This window comes from Citrobacter sp. KH_055_1 (assembly GCF_057838705.1).
Genome location: NZ_CM174473.1, coordinates 2122820 through 2139225, shown reverse-complemented (window position 1 = coordinate 2139225; position 16406 = coordinate 2122820). Strand labels below are relative to the sequence as shown.

The window sequence follows — 16406 nt, the reverse complement described above, 5'->3', positions numbered from 1 at the left end:
GGCGTGATAAGGTGTAGGGCCGCCAGATGACACGGGTATTGTCCCGCCGGTATTGAGAGAAACGGATGCTTAATTTACTTGAAGACACCATTGCAACACCGCTAGGTCCACTGTGGGTGATTTGCGATGAACAATTTCGCCTGCGCGCCGTCGAATGGGATCAGCACAGCGATCGTATGGAACAACTGCTGGATATTCATTATCGCGCTGAAGGCTACCAGCGCATTGCCGCAAAAAACCCCGGGGGGTTAAGCGATAAGTTGTCTGAATATTTCGCGGGGAATCTGGGCATTATTGACACACTGGAAACGGCCACCGCAGGTACCCCGTTTCAGCGGGAAGTCTGGCAAGCACTACGCGCGATCCCCTGTGGTCAGGTGATGCACTATGGGCAACTGGCCGAACAACTGGGGCGTCCCGGTGCCGCCAGGGCCGTGGGTGCGGCAAACGGTTCTAACCCAGTCAGCATCGTTGTTCCCTGCCATCGCGTGATTGGACGCAACGGTACCATGACCGGATATGCAGGTGGCGTGCAGCGAAAAGAGTGGTTATTGCGCCATGAAGGCTATTTGCTACTCTAGAATCCAGGCAATTAATGCCTTATTCATCACACTTCTACATAAAGCAACCGCAGATAAAGTGCGGTTAATCAAACAGATACAAACATTCAACTCGCTTATGCCTGAATTATTCTCTCTTAGGGGTAGGTCAGGCTTACGTGCTCACCAAAAAGATGTTAAAATTGACAAATATCAATTACGGCTTGAGCAGACCTATGATCCCGGAAAAGCGAATTATACGGCGCATTCAGTCTGGCGGTTGTGCTATCCATTGCCAGGATTGCAGCATCAGCCAGCTTTGCATCCCGTTCACACTTAACGAGCACGAGCTTGACCAGCTCGATAATATCATTGAGCGCAAAAAGCCTATCCAAAAGGGGCAGACGCTCTTTAAAGCAGGCGATGAACTTAAATCACTCTATGCTATCCGCTCCGGAACGATTAAAAGCTATACCATTACCGAACAAGGCGATGAGCAAATTACCGGTTTCCATCTGGCCGGCGATTTAGTCGGTTTTGACGCCATCGGTAGCGGTCATCATCCGAGCTTCGCACAGGCGCTGGAAACCTCAATGGTCTGTGAAATCCCATTCGAGACCCTGGACGATCTGTCCGGTAAGATGCCGAATCTGCGTCAGCAGATGATGCGTCTGATGAGCGGCGAGATCAAAGGCGATCAGGACATGATCCTGTTGCTGTCGAAGAAGAACGCAGAAGAACGTTTAGCGGCCTTCATCTACAACTTGTCCCGTCGTTTTGCCCAACGTGGATTCTCGCCTCGCGAATTCCGCCTGACCATGACTCGCGGAGATATTGGTAACTATCTCGGCCTCACGGTAGAAACCATCAGTCGTCTGCTGGGTCGATTCCAGAAAAGCGGCATGCTGGCGGTGAAAGGCAAATATATCACTATCGAGAATAGCGACGCGCTGGCTGTTCTTGCTGGCCATTCACGCAACGTAGCGTAATCGTTCTGCAAGCATCGCTATTACCCTTCTGTCACATCGCTAAATGTTCCCAATTTAACGATCTGGCAGAAGGTTCTCTTCTGCTCTAATCATCATTCATCGACTCTTTTCCGCTTTGCCCGTCTGGTATCCGTTTTCTGCTTACAACAAATGCATCCGCTATGAGTCAGTCACAATACAAAGGAATGTTATGAATTATATTCAAAGGGAAAAGCAGTGCTCAGCTCTGCAATTACATACAAGTCTGGACGCTGACCTGAAGGGCTATCAATGGGCGCGTGATCATGTCGGTCAATCTGGCGCAGCCATTTATCGATTGTATAGTAAAGCTGGTGCGCCGGAATTGTACCTGAAGCAAGGTAGAGGGACCGTTGCCGATGATATTACAGATGAAATGATCCGACTTAATTGGCTGAAGGCTTATTTACCACTTCCGGCTATCAAGCATTTTACCCGCACAGGTGATGAAGCGCTGCTACTCACAACAGCGATACCCGGCAAGACTGCGTTTCAGATGTTAGAAGAATACCCTGCTGCACAGAATAGTATTGTTGATGCACTTGCTGTATTCCTGCAGCGGTTACACCAGATCCCTGTAAGCCACTGTCCTTTTAACAGCGATCATTTGTTTCGGCTCGCATTGGCGCAAACACGAATGAATAGCGGTCTGGTTGATGCTGATGATTTTGATGATGAGCGCAAGGGGTGGTCTGTTGAACACGTCTGGAATGAGATGCAGTCCCTTTTACCCTTCTCGCCCGACTCCGTGGTGACGCACGGAGACTTCTCACTGGATAACCTTATTATTAGCCAGGGTGAAGTGGTGGGTTGTATTGATGTTGGTCGCGTTGGTATCGCCGATCGATACCAGGATCTTGCCATTATCTGGAACTGTCTCGGTGATTTTTCACCGTCTTTACAGAATAGACTTTTTCATACATATGGCATCGCAACTCCTGATCTGAAAAAGTTGCAGTTTCATTTGATGCTCGATGAGTTTTTTTAAATTGACGAGAAATCTCAACCCGTTCTGGCATCAAAGGGTTACAACGGCTAAGAACAGTTGCTCTCATTTCGTGGGATACGGACAAAAAACCGGGATTCTCCCGATTTATTGATCTGGCAGGAGGTTCTCCCCTGTTTCAATCCACATTATTGGGTTACTCTTTTAATGACAAACTGCGGTGACAGTTGTAAGGAGACCCTGTATGGCTATGTATCAAAACATGCTGGTGGTCATCGATCCGAACCAGGACGATCAACCTGCATTACGGCGAGCTGTTTATTTGCATCAACGGATTGGTGGCAAAATTAAAGCCTTTTTGCCGATCTATGACTTTTCCTATGAGATGACTACCCTGTTGTCGCCCGATGAGCGGACGGCAATGCGTCAAGGCGTTATCAGTCAGCGAACGGCATGGATACGCGAGCAAGCGAAATACTATATTGATGCAGGTATTCCTCTTGATATTAAAGTGGTCTGGCACAACCGTCCCTTCGAAGCCATCATCCAGGAAGTCATCAGTGCTAAGCATGACCTGGTCCTTAAAATGGCGCACCAGCACGACCGCCTGGAGGCGGTGATTTTCACCCCAACCGACTGGCATTTATTACGTAAATGCCCAAGTCCGGTGTGGATGGTCAAAGACCAACCATGGCCGGAAGGCGGGAAGGCGCTGGTTGCCGTCAACCTGGCCAGCGAAGAAGCGTATCACAACGCGCTTAACGAAAAGCTGGTCAAAGAAACGCTGATGCTCGCAGATCAGGTTAACCATACCGAAGTACATTTGGTGGGGGCTTACCCTGTTACCCCAATCAACATCGCCATTGAACTGCCTGAGTTTGACCCTAGCGTTTATAACGACGCGATTCGCGGACAGCACCTGCTGGCCATGAAGGCATTGCGTCAGAAATTCAGCATCGATGAGAAAGTCACGCACGTTGAAAAAGGGTTGCCTGAAGAGGTCATTCCTGATTTAGCAGAGCATTTACAGGCGGGTATCGTAGTACTGGGTACCGTCGGGCGCACCGGCATTTCTGCCGCATTCCTTGGCAATACGGCGGAACAGGTCATCGACCATCTACGCTGCGATCTGCTGGTCATTAAGCCCGATCAGTATCAGACGCCGGTTGAACTGGACGACGAAGACGATTGATCACGCAGCAACCTGCCGGATGACGATGTCATCCGGCATCATAAGCGCTTAGTGCTTATCCTCGCCGCCAAGGAAATAGATCCCAAGCGGGATTGCCAGCAGAATAGTAAACACCATACTGTAGACGCCAATCATTGCCGATTGGATGGCATACATGGAAGCCGTCCAGTCAGACAGCGGGATATTGTACTGTTCAATCACCCCACCGATAGTGGCACGCGTCACCACCGATGCGGCGATGATAAACACCCCAAGCAGACACAACAGAAATTTTCTTCCCTTAGCTGTCTTCAGCTTAGCCATGATCATAGTCTCGTCCTTTTCTTGTGCAGATGAAAATATTGTCACTTTGCAATAACAATACCATGACATCAACTCACTGTCTGCTACATAAACTGCCTACGGGGTTGACACCCGCGTTATTCAACTGAAAATAGCGCTAATTGTATTATTTCTATCTCCTCATGATGAATGATATGACAGCCTGTTACAGGTAAAATACCTGAGGATCAGGATGTCAGATGATATTTTGCTAACACGGAGTAGCCAGGGAGAATCATGATCGCTAAATTGTTTATGAATAATGCCTTTAATCTGACGGTCATTCTCAGTTGCTGTGCAGCATTAGTGCTGATGAGCGTCTGGTTTCATCGTAGTGAAAAACACTGCAAAGGATTTATATTCCACGCGGCGCAGTTTTTCGTCTATGCCATTATTATCGGTACGTTTGGCAGCATCGCCAATAACGTTATCGACAGCTATAAACTGACATTTGTCTCGCCCAGCGTGGTCGATTTTCTTTGTACCTCGTTGATTGCATTGATTTTAACCACAAAGCTCTTTCTGGTGATTAACCAGTTTGAAAAAACGCAGATCAACAAAGGCCGGGACATTACCAGTGCGCGGATCCTGTCGCGTATTATTAAGATTACGATCGTCGTCGCCATCGTTTTACTGTATGGCGAGCATTTTGGTATGAGCCTGTCTGGCCTGTTAACCTTCGGCGGTATCGGTGGTATTGCTGTCGGTATGGCGGGGAAAGATATTCTGAGCAATTTCTTCTCAGGTATCATGCTGTATTTTGACAGACCGTTCAGCATCGGTGACTGGATCCGCTCCCCGGACAGAAACATCGAAGGTACGGTGACCGAAATTGGCTGGCGGATGACCAAAATAAACACCTTCGATCATCGTCCCCTGTATGTACCCAATTCGATTTTCTCATCAATTAGCGTAGAAAACCCGGGCAGGATGAGCAATCGACGGATAAAAACGGTGATCGGGTTGCGGTATGAGGATGCCGATAAAATAAGCACGATTGTCGATGCGATCAGACAAATGCTGCAAAATCACCCTGGAATTGACCAGAAGCAGACCCTACTGGTCTACTTTAATGAGTTTGCCGATTCGTCGCTGAATATTATGGTTTACTGCTTCACCAAGACAACCGTGTGGCAGGAGTGGCTTGCCGTACAGCAAGATGTTTATTTGAAAATTATCACCCTGGTCCAGGAAAACGGCGCTGACTTTGCTTTCCCCAGCCAGACGCTGTATATGGACAATCCTCAGCCTCAGGCTTCTGCTCATTAAAAGGCATAAGGCGCGGAACCCCGCGTCTTATTAGTCTATCAATCAGGGAAGTTGGTTGTATTCTTCGTCGGCCACGGGTTCCAGGCATTCGTTCGAGGCGCCTGGAGCCGGGATTTCCACCGCGATATGCGCAAACCAACTCGCGTTATGCAACAATCTCAATTAAATTGCCGTCGGGATCGTGAATGACCGCTTCGTAATAGCCATCTCCAGTGGTACGCGGACCGGAGACGAGGATCCCCTGCTGTTTGGCGCGCATTGATATTGAGTCGACGTTCTCTACCCCACTAACAGAGATCGCCAGATGTACCCACCCGGTGGTGTTATTGTCGGGCACCACCTGGCTCAGGCTGGGTTTAGTCATTAACTCAATCGCAATACTCTCGCCAATTTTGACAAAATAGGATTCAAACCCGGGATTAGTTTTACTGGCGTATTTTTCGTTAATCTCACCGCCAAAAAAGGTGACCCAGAAACGGGCCTGCCGCTCGAGATCCTGTGTCCACAGCGCCATATGTGCAATCTTCATCACCTGCCTCTCTCAAACACGCCCATTAAGGGACATTGACAATACCAGTCATAATGCACGATCATGATTATTATTGCTCGATGTTTATTTTACCAGGAGTTTTTATGCTCGATTATGCTGTATTCCCGGAACAACGTCAGTCGCTGATTTATCAAATCCTGCAGGAAAACGGTAGGGTTGTCTGTTCCGAGCTTGCCGGTCGACTCGGCGTGTCAGAACACACAATTCGTCGGGATTTGCATGAGCTAAGTAAAGAAGGTGTCTGCAAAAAAGTGTACGGTGGCGCCGTCATTTCTTTGCCGGAATCTGAAGATATGTCGGTGAGGAAAACGAAAAATACGGCGAAAAAGAGTAGCCTCGCGCAACGCTGTGCCCGACTGGTCAAATCCGGCAGCTGTATCTTTATTGATAGCGGAACCACCAATCTGGCGATGGCTGAAGCGTTACCCGCCGAGCTTGCTTTGACCGTTGTGACTAATTCTCCGGAAATAGCCACCGCTCTGCTCAAGAAACCGTTGTACGATGTCATAATCCTCGGTGGCCCGATACAGCGCTCATCCGGTGGAAGTGTAGGCACCACCGCGATAACCCAGGTGCAGGGCATTTTGTTTGACCAGGGATTTATTGGCGGCTGCGCAATGGCACCGGAATCCGGTTTAACCGGGTTTGACTATGCCGACTGTGAGTTCAAGAGAGCGGTGATTAAGCAGTGCAATGAAACCATTGTCGCGCTGACGGCAGATAAGATCCCCGCAGTGGCCCGATATGTGGTCGCTCAGAGCAGCGAAATCGATGTGATAGTGGTAGAGGAAAACATAAGCAAACAGTATGGCACCGCTTTTCAGGCGCACGACATCCGGATTTATACCGTGTAACGCTCTCTCTGTGACGTCAACGAGTCACAGAGGCAAATAGCACAGTGCTAAATTTTGCCCCTGCCGTTAACGCGGTGATGGCTGACAGGTAATCCAGACGAATGTTTTGCGGACTTTCCTGCCTTTCAACCACCAAATACTCCTCTTTACCTGCCGTTGTTCGTGTCGTCACGGCTCTGGCATCAAAGACTGTGCCGTCGGTGAGCACAATACGCAGCATATAGCGGTATAAGCAGGCGATCTCCAGATAATCATGAAGGTCGCAATCAACAGGGTGATACTTTTCTGTGGAATACATAACGGCCCCTGACCATTCGATCGGATGTTCGGGAAATTGCCCGCGCAACGCCCCGAACGCTTGTGTTATTTCAAGGCTTCGATAGGTGCGCCGAAGTTGATATGCAGCACATTGCCATCGATGACCAACGCCGGAACAGACTTCACGCCAGCCAACTCAGCCTCTGCCACCCGAGCAGGCTGTTCTCCCAGGTGAATGACATCAACCTCCACATCAGGGGACAGATGTTGTAGCAGCGTTTGTTCTGCGGATACGCACACCGGGCAACCAGCATGATAAAACCGGGCTTTGCTCATAATATCTCTCCTGTAAATTATAGTATCGATTCGATACTATAATTTATACTACGATAGATTTAGACTTTGTCAATATAGTTTTTAGTCGATACTATATGTCGAGGAGGATTTTGTTATGCACGATATGTCACTTTTCGACGTTATGGACAGGCTTTCTAGCCTGATGCGGATGTGGTTTCGCCAGCATCCATTACTGTCGGAGCTGCAACCAGTACAGCTCAGCGCGTTAATGTATCTGGCGCGCTGCAACCGCTATTCCAATACGCCGCTCGGCGTGACGGATTACCTCGGTCTCACCAAAGGTACGGTATCCCAGTCGCTTAAGCTTCTGGAAACCAAAGGGTTGATCGTGCGCAAGCAGGATGATCGCGATAAACGCAGCGTTCATCTGCAGTTAACTGAGTCAGCCAACACCTTACTGGATGCGCTGCTTCCCCCCACATTTTTAGTGGCAGGCGAATCGGCAATGGGTGAACGCGCGACGCAGCTAAAAGAACTGTTGTTCGAACTACTAAGAGAAATTCAGCGGACCCACAATGTGCCAGGCTTTGGTCTGTGCCATAGCTGTCGGTTTCACCAAAAAATAAAGGGTCAGGGATTTTGTAATCTGACGAAAGAGGTGTTGAGTGAAGATGATTCAATGCTGATTTGCCGGGAGCACCAGCCCCCGGAATAACAGGAAAAGGCTGGCACGAAAATTCCCCAGCCGATACCAGATTTAATGCTTCTCAATATACATGCTGCGGCTGTATGCCACATCTTCAGGGTTGGTAATCGGATACCCCTTCAGCCATGGCTTAATTAAACGACCATTGGTGTACTGATAAATCGGAGCAATTGGCGCCTGCTCCATCAGTATTTTTTCTGCCGCATTATAGTCCGCATTACGGGCTTTTTCGGTGCTTTCCATCGTGGCCTGGGTCAACACTTTATCGTACGCGGGATTATTAAACCGCGAAATATTGCCCGTGTGAGTCGAGGTTAATAACGACAGGAAGGTAGACGGCTCATTGTAATCCCCCACCCAGGAAGCACGGATAACATCGAAATTACCGGTATTACGACTGTCGATGTAGGTTTTCCACTCCTGGTTTTGCAACTTAACATCAACGCCCAGGTTTTTTTTCCACATTGACGCGACGGCGATGGCAATCTTCTGATGGTTTTCTGACGTATTATACAACAGCGTCAGATTTAGCGGTTTTTGTGGTCCATAGCCTGCCGCACGCAGCAGCGTCTTCGCCTGCGCATTCAGCTCTTCCTGACTCATTTGCTCAAACGGTGAAGGTTCAGGCGTAAATCCCGCCGTGACATCCGGGGTAAAATGCCAGGCTGGTTTTTCGCCGGTTCCGAGGACTTTTTCCGCCATCAGACGACGATCGATAGTCATGCTGAGCGCCAGACGCACGCGTGAATCAGCCGTCGGGCCTTTCTGGGTGTTAAACGCATAATAATAGGTGCCGAGCTGCGGCGGGGTATAAACCTGTCCCGGAATATCCTTCAGTAGTTTCTGATACATGTTCTTCGGGAAGGATTCCGTAATATCAATATCGCCAGCCAGATAACGTTTTGTTGCCGCAGATTCCTGGTTAATCGGCAGGAAGGTGACTTTTTGCAGCACGGTATTGGCGTTATCCCAATAATGCGTATTCGGTACCACCACCAATTTTTCGTTAACCACGCGGTCTTTTAATACATACGCGCCGTTACCGATTAAATGACCCGGTCTCGTCCACTCTTTACCGCTTTCAACATTGGCTTTCTGTACCGGATAAAACGCAAAGTTAGCCGTTAAATTTGCAAACCACGGCAGCGGTTTATCCAGCTGAATTCTTAAGGTGCGGGCATCTACCGCGCTAACGCCCAGCGTATCGGGAGTGGCTTTACCATCGATAATCGACTGCGCATTATTGATCCCGGCTAGCGCCGCAAACCAGGCAAACGGAGACAGTGTTTTCGGATCAACCAGACGCTGCCAGCTGTAAACAAAATCTTGTGCCGTTACCGGCGTACCATCGGCCCATTTAGCATTATCACGCAGCGTAAACGTCCAGACACGGTTATCGTTACTCTTCCACTGGGTGGCAACGCCAGGCACAATTTCGCCCTTTTCGTTTTGGTTAACCAGCCCTTCAAATAAATCACGAATGACCTGAATTTCTGGTAACCCCACAGCCTTGGCCGGATCGAGCGAGGCCGGTTCATCTTTGATATGACGCACCAGTTCTTGTTTCTCTGCCAGTACCGTACCGCTGGGTACATCCGCAGCCCAGGACAAGGAAATGCTGCTAACCAACAGCGCACAACAGGTTACTGGAACAGAATGCCGCATAAGATACCCTCAAATCTGGCCATTAAGTGAATGTGTAATTATTTGTATCGCCAGCAGGAAATGCAATTAACTTCGGACAAGAAAGTGATATTACACCTGAAAAGATAAGTGTGTGAAAACGATTTGATTATCCATACATTTTGCACAACACTGCGAATAACAATTTATGCATTCAGAGATGACTATGACCGTTACCCGTCCCCGTGCCGAGCGCGGCGCATTTCCGCCAGGAACCGAACATTACGGACGTTCACTCTTAGGTGCCCCGTTAATTTGGTTTCCCGCGCCGGCAGCCGATCGTGATAGTGGACTCATTCTGGCGGGTACCCACGGTGACGAAAACGCTTCAATTGTCACGCTATCCTGCGCCTTGCGTACGCTTACCCCTTCCCTGCGCCGTCACCACGTGGTACTGGCGGTAAACCCTGACGGGTGTCAACTCGGCCTGCGCGCCAATGCTAACGGGGTTGATCTCAATCGTAATTTCCCGGCAGCAAACTGGAAAGCAGGTGAAACTGTCTATCGCTGGAATAGCAGTGCAGAACAACGCGATGTCGTGCTGTTGACGGGGGATCATCCGGGTTCCGAACCGGAAACCCAGGCGCTGTGTCAGTTGATTCACCGCATTCATCCCGCCTGGGTGGTCTCATTTCACGACCCGCTGGCATGCATTGAAGATCCGAGGCACAGCGAACTGGGCGAGTGGCTGGCTCGAGGGTTTGAACTCCCCCTCGTCACCAGCGTGGGTTATGAAACACCGGGTTCTTTCGGCAGTTGGTGTGCCGATCTGAACTTGCACTGCATTACCGCAGAGTTCCCGCCCATCTCTTCAGATGAAGCCAGCGAAAAATACCTGCTGGCGATGTCCAATTTGCTGCGCTGGCACCCTAAAGATGGAGTTGCCCGGTCGTAAAATGCAGGGCGGGCTGCACATCGTTCGCAAGCCAAGTCGGGCCGTCGAGATCGGCAAAGCAGACCTGCGGCGTAAGCGGCAAAGCGGCATTGATCGCGCGCGATGTGCACAGCATGCATCCCAGCATCAATGCAAAACCCTGTTCTCGGGCTTCGGTCGCCAGCGCCAGTGCTTCCGTCAGGCCACCGGTTTTATCCAGCTTAATGTTCACCATCTCATAGCGTCCGTGTAGCGCTTTCAGGCTACTGCGGGTATGGCAGCTTTCATCCGCGCAGATGGGCAGCGGATGCACAAAATTCTCCAGCGCGGCATCATCCTGAGCAGGCAGCGGCTGTTCCAGCATGGCAACACCTAAGTCAGCCAGCAGCTGACAGCGTGCAGCCAGACCTTCGGCACGCCAGGACTCATTGGCATCAACAATCAACGTCGCATCAGGAACAGCCGAACGAATAGCGACCATACGTTCGCTGATTAAGCGCGCATCCAGTTTGACTTTCAGCAGCGTCGCCCCGTTCTCCCACAGTGCGGCAGCGCTTGCCGCCATCTGTTCCGGCGGGCCGATCACCACCGTCTGAGCCGTCGTTACCGTTGCATCGAGTTCGACACCGACCTGCTCCACCAGGGTTTGCTGCTGTTGCCGGGCACTTAAATCCCAAAGCGCGCAGTCGACAGCATTACGTGCGGCACCGGCAGGCAGTAGCTTTTGTAAATCTTCGCGCGTCAGTCCGTTTTCCAGATGTGGGGCGATACCCATAATTTGCGCCAGTACCGAGGCATCGCTCTCGCCATAGCGAGGATAAGGCGTACACTCGCCAATCCCCTTCACGCCGTTTTCTTCCAGTTCGACCACCACCACGTGCGCTTCGGTCCTGCTGCCACGGGCAATTACAAACGGGGTGTGTAACGGCCAGGCTTCCTCATATACCTTCACTGTTCTCATTTGTTTTCCTTATGCAGTCCCGGAAGTGGATATCCGCAAATAGCGTTTGCCGTGTTAACTGTTGATGGCATAAACTAACCTCGACGTTAACTATATGTAAACAGGAAGATAACCATGTCACAAACCGTTCATTTCCAGGGCAACCCGGTTGCCGTTGCCGGCTCCATTCCTCAGGCAGGTAGCAAAGCGCAGGCTTTTACCCTTGTGGCTAAAGACCTGTCTGACGTTACGCTGGGCCAGTTTGCCGGCAAGCGCAAAGTGCTGAATATTTTCCCAAGCATCGATACCGGCGTCTGTGCGGCATCGGTACGTAAGTTTAACCAACTGGCGACAGAAATCGACAATACTGTCGTACTGTGTATTTCAGCCGACCTGCCATTCGCCCATTCTCGCTTTTGTGGCGCGGAAGGTCTGAGCAACGTGATCACTCTGTCCACCCTGCGTAACGCGGAATTCCTGAAAAACTACGGCGTTGAAATCGCCGAAGGCCCACTGAAGGGCCTGGCCGCGCGTGCCGTGGTGGTTATCGACGAGAATGACAACGTCATTTTCAGCCAGCTGGTGAATGAAATCACCAACGAGCCAGACTATGCTGCCGCTCTGGACGTACTGAAAGCCTAAGTCGCCCTAAAGCAAAAAGCCTCCATTCGGAGGCTTTTTCATCTACGTATTACTCTTCGCTTTTTTTCTGCTGACTCAGACCGTATTCACGTAACTTATTGGCGATTGCCGTATGCGAAACACCAAGTCGTTTGGCCAGTTTGCGCGTACTGGGATAATTCATATACAGCTGCGTCAGGACAGAGCGCTCGAAGCGGCTGGTAATTTCATCCAGCGACCCTTCCATCACCTCTTCCCCCACAGCTACCGTCGCCGCATCATAATCCGGTAATAAGATATCCTGTGGCCGCAGTTCGTACCCTTCAAGCTGGGTTAATGCCCGGTAGATAGCATTTTTCAACTGGCGCACGTTACCCGGCCAACCGTAGCGGGTTAACACCGTACTGAGATCGGCGGACAGTTTCGGGCGCGGCACGCCCTGTTCGTCAGCAAAACGCGCCACAAACAGCTCGGTGAGCGGCATAATGTCTTGCGGGCAATCACGCAGCGGCGGCAGGTTGAGCGTCAGTACATTCAGACGATAATAGAGATCTTCACGGAACAAGCCTTTCTGTACCAGCTCCACCAGATTTTTTTGCGTGGCGCAAATCACACGGACATCAACGTGAACCTCATGATCTTCGCCGACGCGGCGGAAGGTCCCGTCATTAAGAAAACGCAGCAATTTGGTCTGCATGCTCGGCGACATTTCGCCAATTTCATCCAACAGTACTGAACCACCGTTAGCCTGCTCAAAGAAACCTTTTTTACCTTCCCCCGCATGACCAAACAGCTCGCTTTCTACCGCATCTTCAGGGATCGACGCACAATTCAGCGCCAGATAAGGTTTCGCCGCTCGCGGGCTTGCCAGATGGCAGGCATGGGCAAACAGATCTTTCCCCGTCCCGGTATTGCCGGTAATCAGCAGCGGCGCACTCAGCATGGCCAGTTTACGCGCCTGTTCTACCACGTGTTTCATTTTGGCGCTGACTGCAATAATCTGGCTAAAGGCGCTCAGGTCCTGGGTGGTCATGTTTTGCAACTGACGCCCCATGCGGATGGTGGAACGCAGCATCACCACCGCGCCGGTTAACATCTGTTCCTGATTTTCGCCCTGCAAATGGACAGGGGTTATTTCCATCAGGAAATTCTGTCCATTAATGACGACATGCTCGCTGTGGGAATCCTGCGGATTGCTCTCCAGCCAGCGCTGGAAGTTAAAGCCATTGATGAGTTGCGCCGCCGTGTGGTTGCGCATACGATCCTGAGTGTGGGCAAAAAGCTGGCAGCTCGCCGGGTTCGCCATCTCCACTTTGCTTTTCATGTCCAGTGAAAGGACCGGTTCAGGCAGCGCCTCAAGCAGCGCGCTCAGCGCCAGGTGTTCGCGTTCAGAAGGCATCCAGGGCACGGTGCGCACATCCGTAACACCGGCAATACGGCGGATTTCAGCCATCAGGCTGCTGAAGTTGGTGAACTCCAGTTCCGCAAAATTAAGGTAGATTCGCCCGATGGGGTCGATCTCGATACCGCGTAAGTCAATGCCTCGAAGCACCAGTAAATCGAGTAATTCGCGGGTCAGACCAAGTCGGTCTTCACAAAACACTTCCAGACGCATGGGAACCTTCACCTAAACAAGGGATCATGTGATAGATGATAAGCCAGTATTTCGTTAGCAGGAAGGACTCTGTCAACAAATATTGACAGCACGCTGGAAAATTAGGCGCCGGGGCGTAAAGTTATACGATCGGCGCCCATTTTTACTCAGCTTTCACGCGCAGGTTTATTCTTTTGTACGGTCTCTTTGACCTGAGTGATCAGCTGGCGACGGAAATCACCGAGACGCGGTTTATCATCGTCAATCCACGGCAGCGGACGACACAGTTCCATCGCTTTAATCCCCAGACGCGCCGTTAACAATCCGGCGCCAATGCCCTGGGCAGCACGCGTGGATAAACGTGCCGCCAGATCCTGCGACATCCAGTCCATACCGACTTCGCGAACCAGTTCACTGGCCCCGGCAAAGGCAATATTCAGCAGCACCAGGCGGAACAGGCGCAAGCGGCTGTAATAGCCCAGTTCGATGCCGTATAGCGTCGCAATACGGTTAATCAATCGCAGATTTCGCCAGGCGATAAATGCCATGTCCACCAGCGCCAGCGGGCTGACCGCGATCATCAACGTAGATTCTGCCGCTGAGCGGCTGATTTCACGTCGCGCCTGCGCATCCAGCACAGGCTGCACCAGATGAGCATACAGACTCACCACTTCACGATCGTTTTGCGTTTCGTGTATAGAGGCATACCAGCGCTGTAGCGCCGGATGAGACTGGTCGATACCCGCCTGCTGTGCCAGCTTTTCACAAAACGCGCGCCCTTTGCCGGCGCCATGGCTATGCAACAAATCCCGCGCTTCATCACGCTCGTGCGCGCGCTGGCGTAAACGCCACAGCCGACGCCACTCCGTTGCCACCGAACCGACACCGGCGCCAACGATCAGCGCCCCGGCGACACACCCGCCCAGCGCAACCCAGTCCTGCGTTTGCCAGGCATTCATCGTCCACTGCACACCCTGTGCGACCACGCTGACGCCAAACAATGCCAGTCCGCTCATCACCATTTTGCGCCACAGGCTACGCTTAGGACGTAAAGCAGCATCAATGACCGCTTCAGCTTGTCCTTCATCTGCCAGCGGCTCGTCAAGTTGAGCCGGAGAAAAAGTCTGCGCTTGCGTATCGTCGAACATCTGCTGCGCTTTAAAGGCCGGACGTTGATCAACGTCCAGCGGTCCTGAGAAATCGATACGCGGTTTTAACGGCTCGCTCATCGCAATTTATCTCCTATTAAAAACTCCAGCGCGGCATCAAGACGAATGTGCGGTAAGGGCTTATCCACATCCATGACCTGCGGACGAAACGCTTCAAACTGAAAGCCCTGACTGTCCCAAAACGCCTGACCCGGTAAGCGTGCTGGCACCTCTCCCGGATAGACGGTTAGCGGCGCGCCGTCGCTCAGGCGGTTCCCCCGCAGTGCCGGGATCTTCTCGCCTTTCACATCGATCAATCCGCTGGTAGTGGCCTGTACCGACGCCAGCCCCAGACAATCCATGCTGATGCCTTCAAAGGCGGCATTTTGCCAGGCGTCCTGGATCAGTTGCTGCAGTAGCGACACCATGTTGGCATGCTGATCGACCGTCACGTGGTCGGCTTTGGTAGCGGCAAACAGTAACTTGTCGATCACCGGTGAGAACAACCGCCGGAACAATGTACGCTGACCATAATGGAAGCTTTGCATCAACTGCGTGAGCGCCAGACGCATATCGTTAAACGCCTGTGGTCCGCTATTGAGCGGTTGCAGGCAGTCAACCAGCACAATCTGACGGTCAAAGCGCAGGAAGTGATTCTTATAAAACCCCTTCACCACTTTCTCGCAGTAGTAATTGAATCGATCGCGCAGCATGCCAGCGTTGGTGTGTTTATCAGCCTGCGCCAGTTTCGATTCGCCATACGCGTCAACATCCGGCCACGGGAAAAACTGCAGCGCGGGTGCGCCCGCCATATCGCCCGGCAGAACAAAGCGCCCCGGCTGAATAAAATGCAGCCCCTGCTGCTTACACTGATGCAAATAATCCGTCCAGGCGGCGGCAATCTCCGCCAGACGATTTTCATCGGCGGGCGCTAAGGGATCTAACCCCTGACTTAACTGCCGCCATTTTGCCGACCATTCTGCCCGCTGGCCCTGCAATAATCCGGTCATTTGCCGCGACCAGCTCAGGTAATCCTGTGCCAGCATCGGCAAATCAAGCAGCCATTCGCCCGGATAATCGACGATCTCCAGATATAACGTGGAGGTGTCTTTAAAGTGGCGCAGCAATGAGTCATTGGACTTATAACGCAGCGCCAGACGAATCTCACTCACGCCGCGCGTCGGTGTCGGCCAGGTCGGCGGAGCACCGTACAGCTGGGCCAGCCCTTCATCATAGGTAAAGCGCGGAATGCCAAAGTCGCGTTGTGGAACCCGTTTAACGCCGAGCAGACGCTCTTCGCGCACCGCGCTGAGCAGCGGCAGACGAGCGCCGGCATGAATATTGAGTAATTGGTTCACCATCGCGGTGATAAACGCGGTCTTACCACTGCGGCTAAGCCCGGTGACAGCCAGACGCAGATGCCTGTCCACGCCGCGATTCACCAGCGAATTGAGTTCATTTTTGAGTCGCTTCATCGCCATCCCGTTATGCTGAAGGAACCGTAGAAAATATAACAAACTGGAACTAAAGATAGGGGGTAATTCTTATTTATCAACTACCTGAGGTCTAGCAGGCGACAAAAAATAATGCCGCCCGAAATAGATGTA

General features: G+C 51.5%; 18 protein-coding genes and 1 pseudogene. 9 read left to right on the top strand and 10 right to left on the bottom strand.

All coding sequences use genetic code 11. The features are described from left to right. The first annotated feature begins 65 nt into the window (after positions 1–65). The 4 genes from ogt to uspE all read left to right on the top strand — a co-directional run bounded on the left by ogt (position 66) and on the right by uspE (position 3684). The gene (gene ogt, locus AC3ITF_RS09955) at positions 66–581 is read left to right on the top strand and encodes a methylated-DNA--[protein]-cysteine S-methyltransferase (protein WP_135911932.1); all 516 of its coding nucleotides are present in this window, start codon (positions 66–68) and stop codon (positions 579–581) included. A gap of 194 nt (positions 582–775) precedes the next feature. Beyond that, positions 776–1528 (top strand): fumarate/nitrate reduction transcriptional regulator Fnr, encoded by a 753-nt coding sequence (gene fnr, locus AC3ITF_RS09950; RefSeq protein WP_135911931.1) that lies wholly within the window; start codon positions 776–778, stop codon positions 1526–1528. A 190-nt stretch (positions 1529–1718) separates the two neighbouring features. Beyond that, entirely contained in the window at positions 1719–2534 is an 816-nt protein-coding gene (gene aph(3')-Ie / locus AC3ITF_RS09945) for an aminoglycoside O-phosphotransferase APH(3')-Ie (RefSeq protein ID WP_115258349.1), read from the top strand. Between the two features lie 202 nt (positions 2535–2736). Next, entirely contained in the window at positions 2737–3684 is a 948-nt protein-coding gene (uspE, locus tag AC3ITF_RS09940) for a universal stress protein UspE (protein ID WP_096756907.1), read from the top strand. 48 nt (positions 3685–3732) lie between these two features. On the opposite strand, the gene AC3ITF_RS09935 is transcribed toward uspE, so the two are convergent. After that, positions 3733–3993 (bottom strand): DUF2534 family protein, encoded by a 261-nt coding sequence (locus AC3ITF_RS09935; RefSeq protein WP_096756906.1) that lies wholly within the window; start codon positions 3991–3993, stop codon positions 3733–3735. A gap of 249 nt (positions 3994–4242) precedes the next feature. Here AC3ITF_RS09935 and AC3ITF_RS09930 point away from each other — a divergent pair, with 249 nt between their 5' ends. Further along, the gene (locus AC3ITF_RS09930; RefSeq protein ID WP_115258348.1) at positions 4243–5274 is read left to right on the top strand and encodes a mechanosensitive ion channel family protein; all 1032 of its coding nucleotides are present in this window, start codon (positions 4243–4245) and stop codon (positions 5272–5274) included. A 42-nt stretch (positions 5275–5316) separates the two neighbouring features. Here AC3ITF_RS09930 and AC3ITF_RS09925 read toward each other — a convergent pair. Both AC3ITF_RS09925 and AC3ITF_RS09920 read right to left on the bottom strand, forming a co-directional pair. Continuing rightward, positions 5317–5415: pseudogene (locus tag AC3ITF_RS09925) on the bottom strand (cupin domain-containing protein); the annotation flags it as partial. 4 nt (positions 5416–5419) lie between these two features. After that, positions 5420–5803: a VOC family protein gene (locus AC3ITF_RS09920; RefSeq protein ID WP_489176374.1), complete on the bottom strand. Its 384-nt coding sequence runs from the start codon at positions 5801–5803 to the stop codon at positions 5420–5422. Positions 5804–5907: 104 nt separating this feature from the next. On the opposite strand from AC3ITF_RS09920, the gene AC3ITF_RS09915 reads away from it, so the two are divergent. Beyond that, entirely contained in the window at positions 5908–6678 is a 771-nt protein-coding gene (locus AC3ITF_RS09915; protein WP_489176373.1) for a DeoR/GlpR family DNA-binding transcription regulator, read from the top strand. Positions 6679–6694: 16 nt separating this feature from the next. Here AC3ITF_RS09915 and AC3ITF_RS09910 read toward each other — a convergent pair whose 3' ends face one another. Continuing rightward, positions 6695–6976, bottom strand: a complete 282-nt coding sequence (locus AC3ITF_RS09910) for a Rho-binding antiterminator (protein ID WP_115258345.1) — start codon at positions 6974–6976, stop codon at positions 6695–6697. Positions 6977–7041: 65 nt separating this feature from the next. Continuing rightward, entirely contained in the window at positions 7042–7272 is a 231-nt protein-coding gene (locus AC3ITF_RS09905) for a glutaredoxin family protein (protein WP_096756901.1), read from the bottom strand. A gap of 115 nt (positions 7273–7387) precedes the next feature. Between AC3ITF_RS09905 and AC3ITF_RS09900 the strand changes: the two genes are divergently transcribed. After that, entirely contained in the window at positions 7388–7948 is a 561-nt protein-coding gene (locus tag AC3ITF_RS09900) for a MarR family winged helix-turn-helix transcriptional regulator (RefSeq protein ID WP_115258344.1), read from the top strand. A 42-nt stretch (positions 7949–7990) separates the two neighbouring features. Here AC3ITF_RS09900 and mppA read toward each other — a convergent pair whose 3' ends face one another. Beyond that, positions 7991–9604, bottom strand: a complete 1614-nt coding sequence (mppA, locus tag AC3ITF_RS09895; RefSeq protein WP_115258343.1) for a murein tripeptide ABC transporter substrate-binding protein MppA — start codon at positions 9602–9604, stop codon at positions 7991–7993. 184 nt (positions 9605–9788) lie between these two features. On the opposite strand from mppA, the gene mpaA reads away from it, so the two are divergent. Then, on the top strand, positions 9789–10517 hold the full coding sequence (mpaA, locus tag AC3ITF_RS09890) for a murein tripeptide amidase MpaA (protein WP_115258342.1): 729 nt from the start codon (positions 9789–9791) through the stop codon (positions 10515–10517). Here mpaA and ycjG read toward each other — a convergent pair. Beyond that, positions 10492–11457, bottom strand: coding sequence for an L-Ala-D/L-Glu epimerase (ycjG, locus tag AC3ITF_RS09885; RefSeq protein WP_279270983.1), 966 nt, complete (start codon positions 11455–11457; stop codon positions 10492–10494). The genes mpaA and ycjG overlap by 26 nt on opposite strands. A gap of 114 nt (positions 11458–11571) precedes the next feature. Between ycjG and tpx the strand changes: the two genes are divergently transcribed. Further along, entirely contained in the window at positions 11572–12078 is a 507-nt protein-coding gene (tpx, locus tag AC3ITF_RS09880) for a thiol peroxidase (protein WP_096756896.1), read from the top strand. 49 nt (positions 12079–12127) lie between these two features. Here tpx and tyrR read toward each other — a convergent pair whose 3' ends face one another. The 3 genes from tyrR to AC3ITF_RS09865 form a co-directional block, all read right to left on the bottom strand. Next, entirely contained in the window at positions 12128–13672 is a 1545-nt protein-coding gene (gene tyrR, locus AC3ITF_RS09875) for a transcriptional regulator TyrR (protein ID WP_115258340.1), read from the bottom strand. Between the two features lie 146 nt (positions 13673–13818). Next, a complete protein-coding gene (locus AC3ITF_RS09870) occupies positions 13819–14880 on the bottom strand; it encodes a YcjF family protein (protein ID WP_096756894.1) in 1062 nt (353 codons plus the stop codon). Continuing rightward, positions 14877–16274 (bottom strand): YcjX family GTP-binding protein, encoded by a 1398-nt coding sequence (locus tag AC3ITF_RS09865; RefSeq protein ID WP_135911928.1) that lies wholly within the window; start codon positions 16272–16274, stop codon positions 14877–14879. The genes AC3ITF_RS09870 and AC3ITF_RS09865 overlap by 4 nt, the downstream gene beginning before the upstream one ends. Positions 16275–16406 lie beyond the last annotated feature (132 nt).

What these genes read in the sequence shown, in the direction of transcription:
- AC3ITF_RS09930 (WP_115258348.1), top strand. Translation starts at nt 4,243, where the DNA reads ATGATCGCTAAATTGTTTATGAATAATGCCTTTAATCTGACGGTCATT.
- uspE (WP_096756907.1), top strand. Translation starts at nt 2,737, where the DNA reads ATGGCTATGTATCAAAACATGCTGGTGGTCATCGATCCGAACCAGGAC.
- mpaA (WP_115258342.1), top strand. Translation starts at nt 9,789, where the DNA reads ATGACCGTTACCCGTCCCCGTGCCGAGCGCGGCGCATTTCCGCCAGGA.
- AC3ITF_RS09905 (WP_096756901.1), bottom strand. Translation starts at nt 7,272, where the DNA reads ATGAGCAAAGCCCGGTTTTATCATGCTGGTTGCCCGGTGTGCGTATCC.
- tpx (WP_096756896.1), top strand. Translation starts at nt 11,572, where the DNA reads ATGTCACAAACCGTTCATTTCCAGGGCAACCCGGTTGCCGTTGCCGGC.
- ycjG (WP_279270983.1), bottom strand. Translation starts at nt 11,457, where the DNA reads ATGAGAACAGTGAAGGTATATGAGGAAGCCTGGCCGTTACACACCCCG.
- AC3ITF_RS09935 (WP_096756906.1), bottom strand. Translation starts at nt 3,993, where the DNA reads ATGATCATGGCTAAGCTGAAGACAGCTAAGGGAAGAAAATTTCTGTTG.
- AC3ITF_RS09870 (WP_096756894.1), bottom strand. Translation starts at nt 14,880, where the DNA reads ATGAGCGAGCCGTTAAAACCGCGTATCGATTTCTCAGGACCGCTGGAC.
- tyrR (WP_115258340.1), bottom strand. Translation starts at nt 13,672, where the DNA reads ATGCGTCTGGAAGTGTTTTGTGAAGACCGACTTGGTCTGACCCGCGAA.
- mppA (WP_115258343.1), bottom strand. Translation starts at nt 9,604, where the DNA reads ATGCGGCATTCTGTTCCAGTAACCTGTTGTGCGCTGTTGGTTAGCAGC.
- fnr (WP_135911931.1), top strand. Translation starts at nt 776, where the DNA reads ATGATCCCGGAAAAGCGAATTATACGGCGCATTCAGTCTGGCGGTTGT.
- ogt (WP_135911932.1), top strand. Translation starts at nt 66, where the DNA reads ATGCTTAATTTACTTGAAGACACCATTGCAACACCGCTAGGTCCACTG.
- AC3ITF_RS09900 (WP_115258344.1), top strand. Translation starts at nt 7,388, where the DNA reads ATGCACGATATGTCACTTTTCGACGTTATGGACAGGCTTTCTAGCCTG.
- AC3ITF_RS09910 (WP_115258345.1), bottom strand. Translation starts at nt 6,976, where the DNA reads ATGTATTCCACAGAAAAGTATCACCCTGTTGATTGCGACCTTCATGAT.
- AC3ITF_RS09920 (WP_489176374.1), bottom strand. Translation starts at nt 5,803, where the DNA reads ATGAAGATTGCACATATGGCGCTGTGGACACAGGATCTCGAGCGGCAG.
- AC3ITF_RS09865 (WP_135911928.1), bottom strand. Translation starts at nt 16,274, where the DNA reads ATGAAGCGACTCAAAAATGAACTCAATTCGCTGGTGAATCGCGGCGTG.
- AC3ITF_RS09915 (WP_489176373.1), top strand. Translation starts at nt 5,908, where the DNA reads ATGCTCGATTATGCTGTATTCCCGGAACAACGTCAGTCGCTGATTTAT.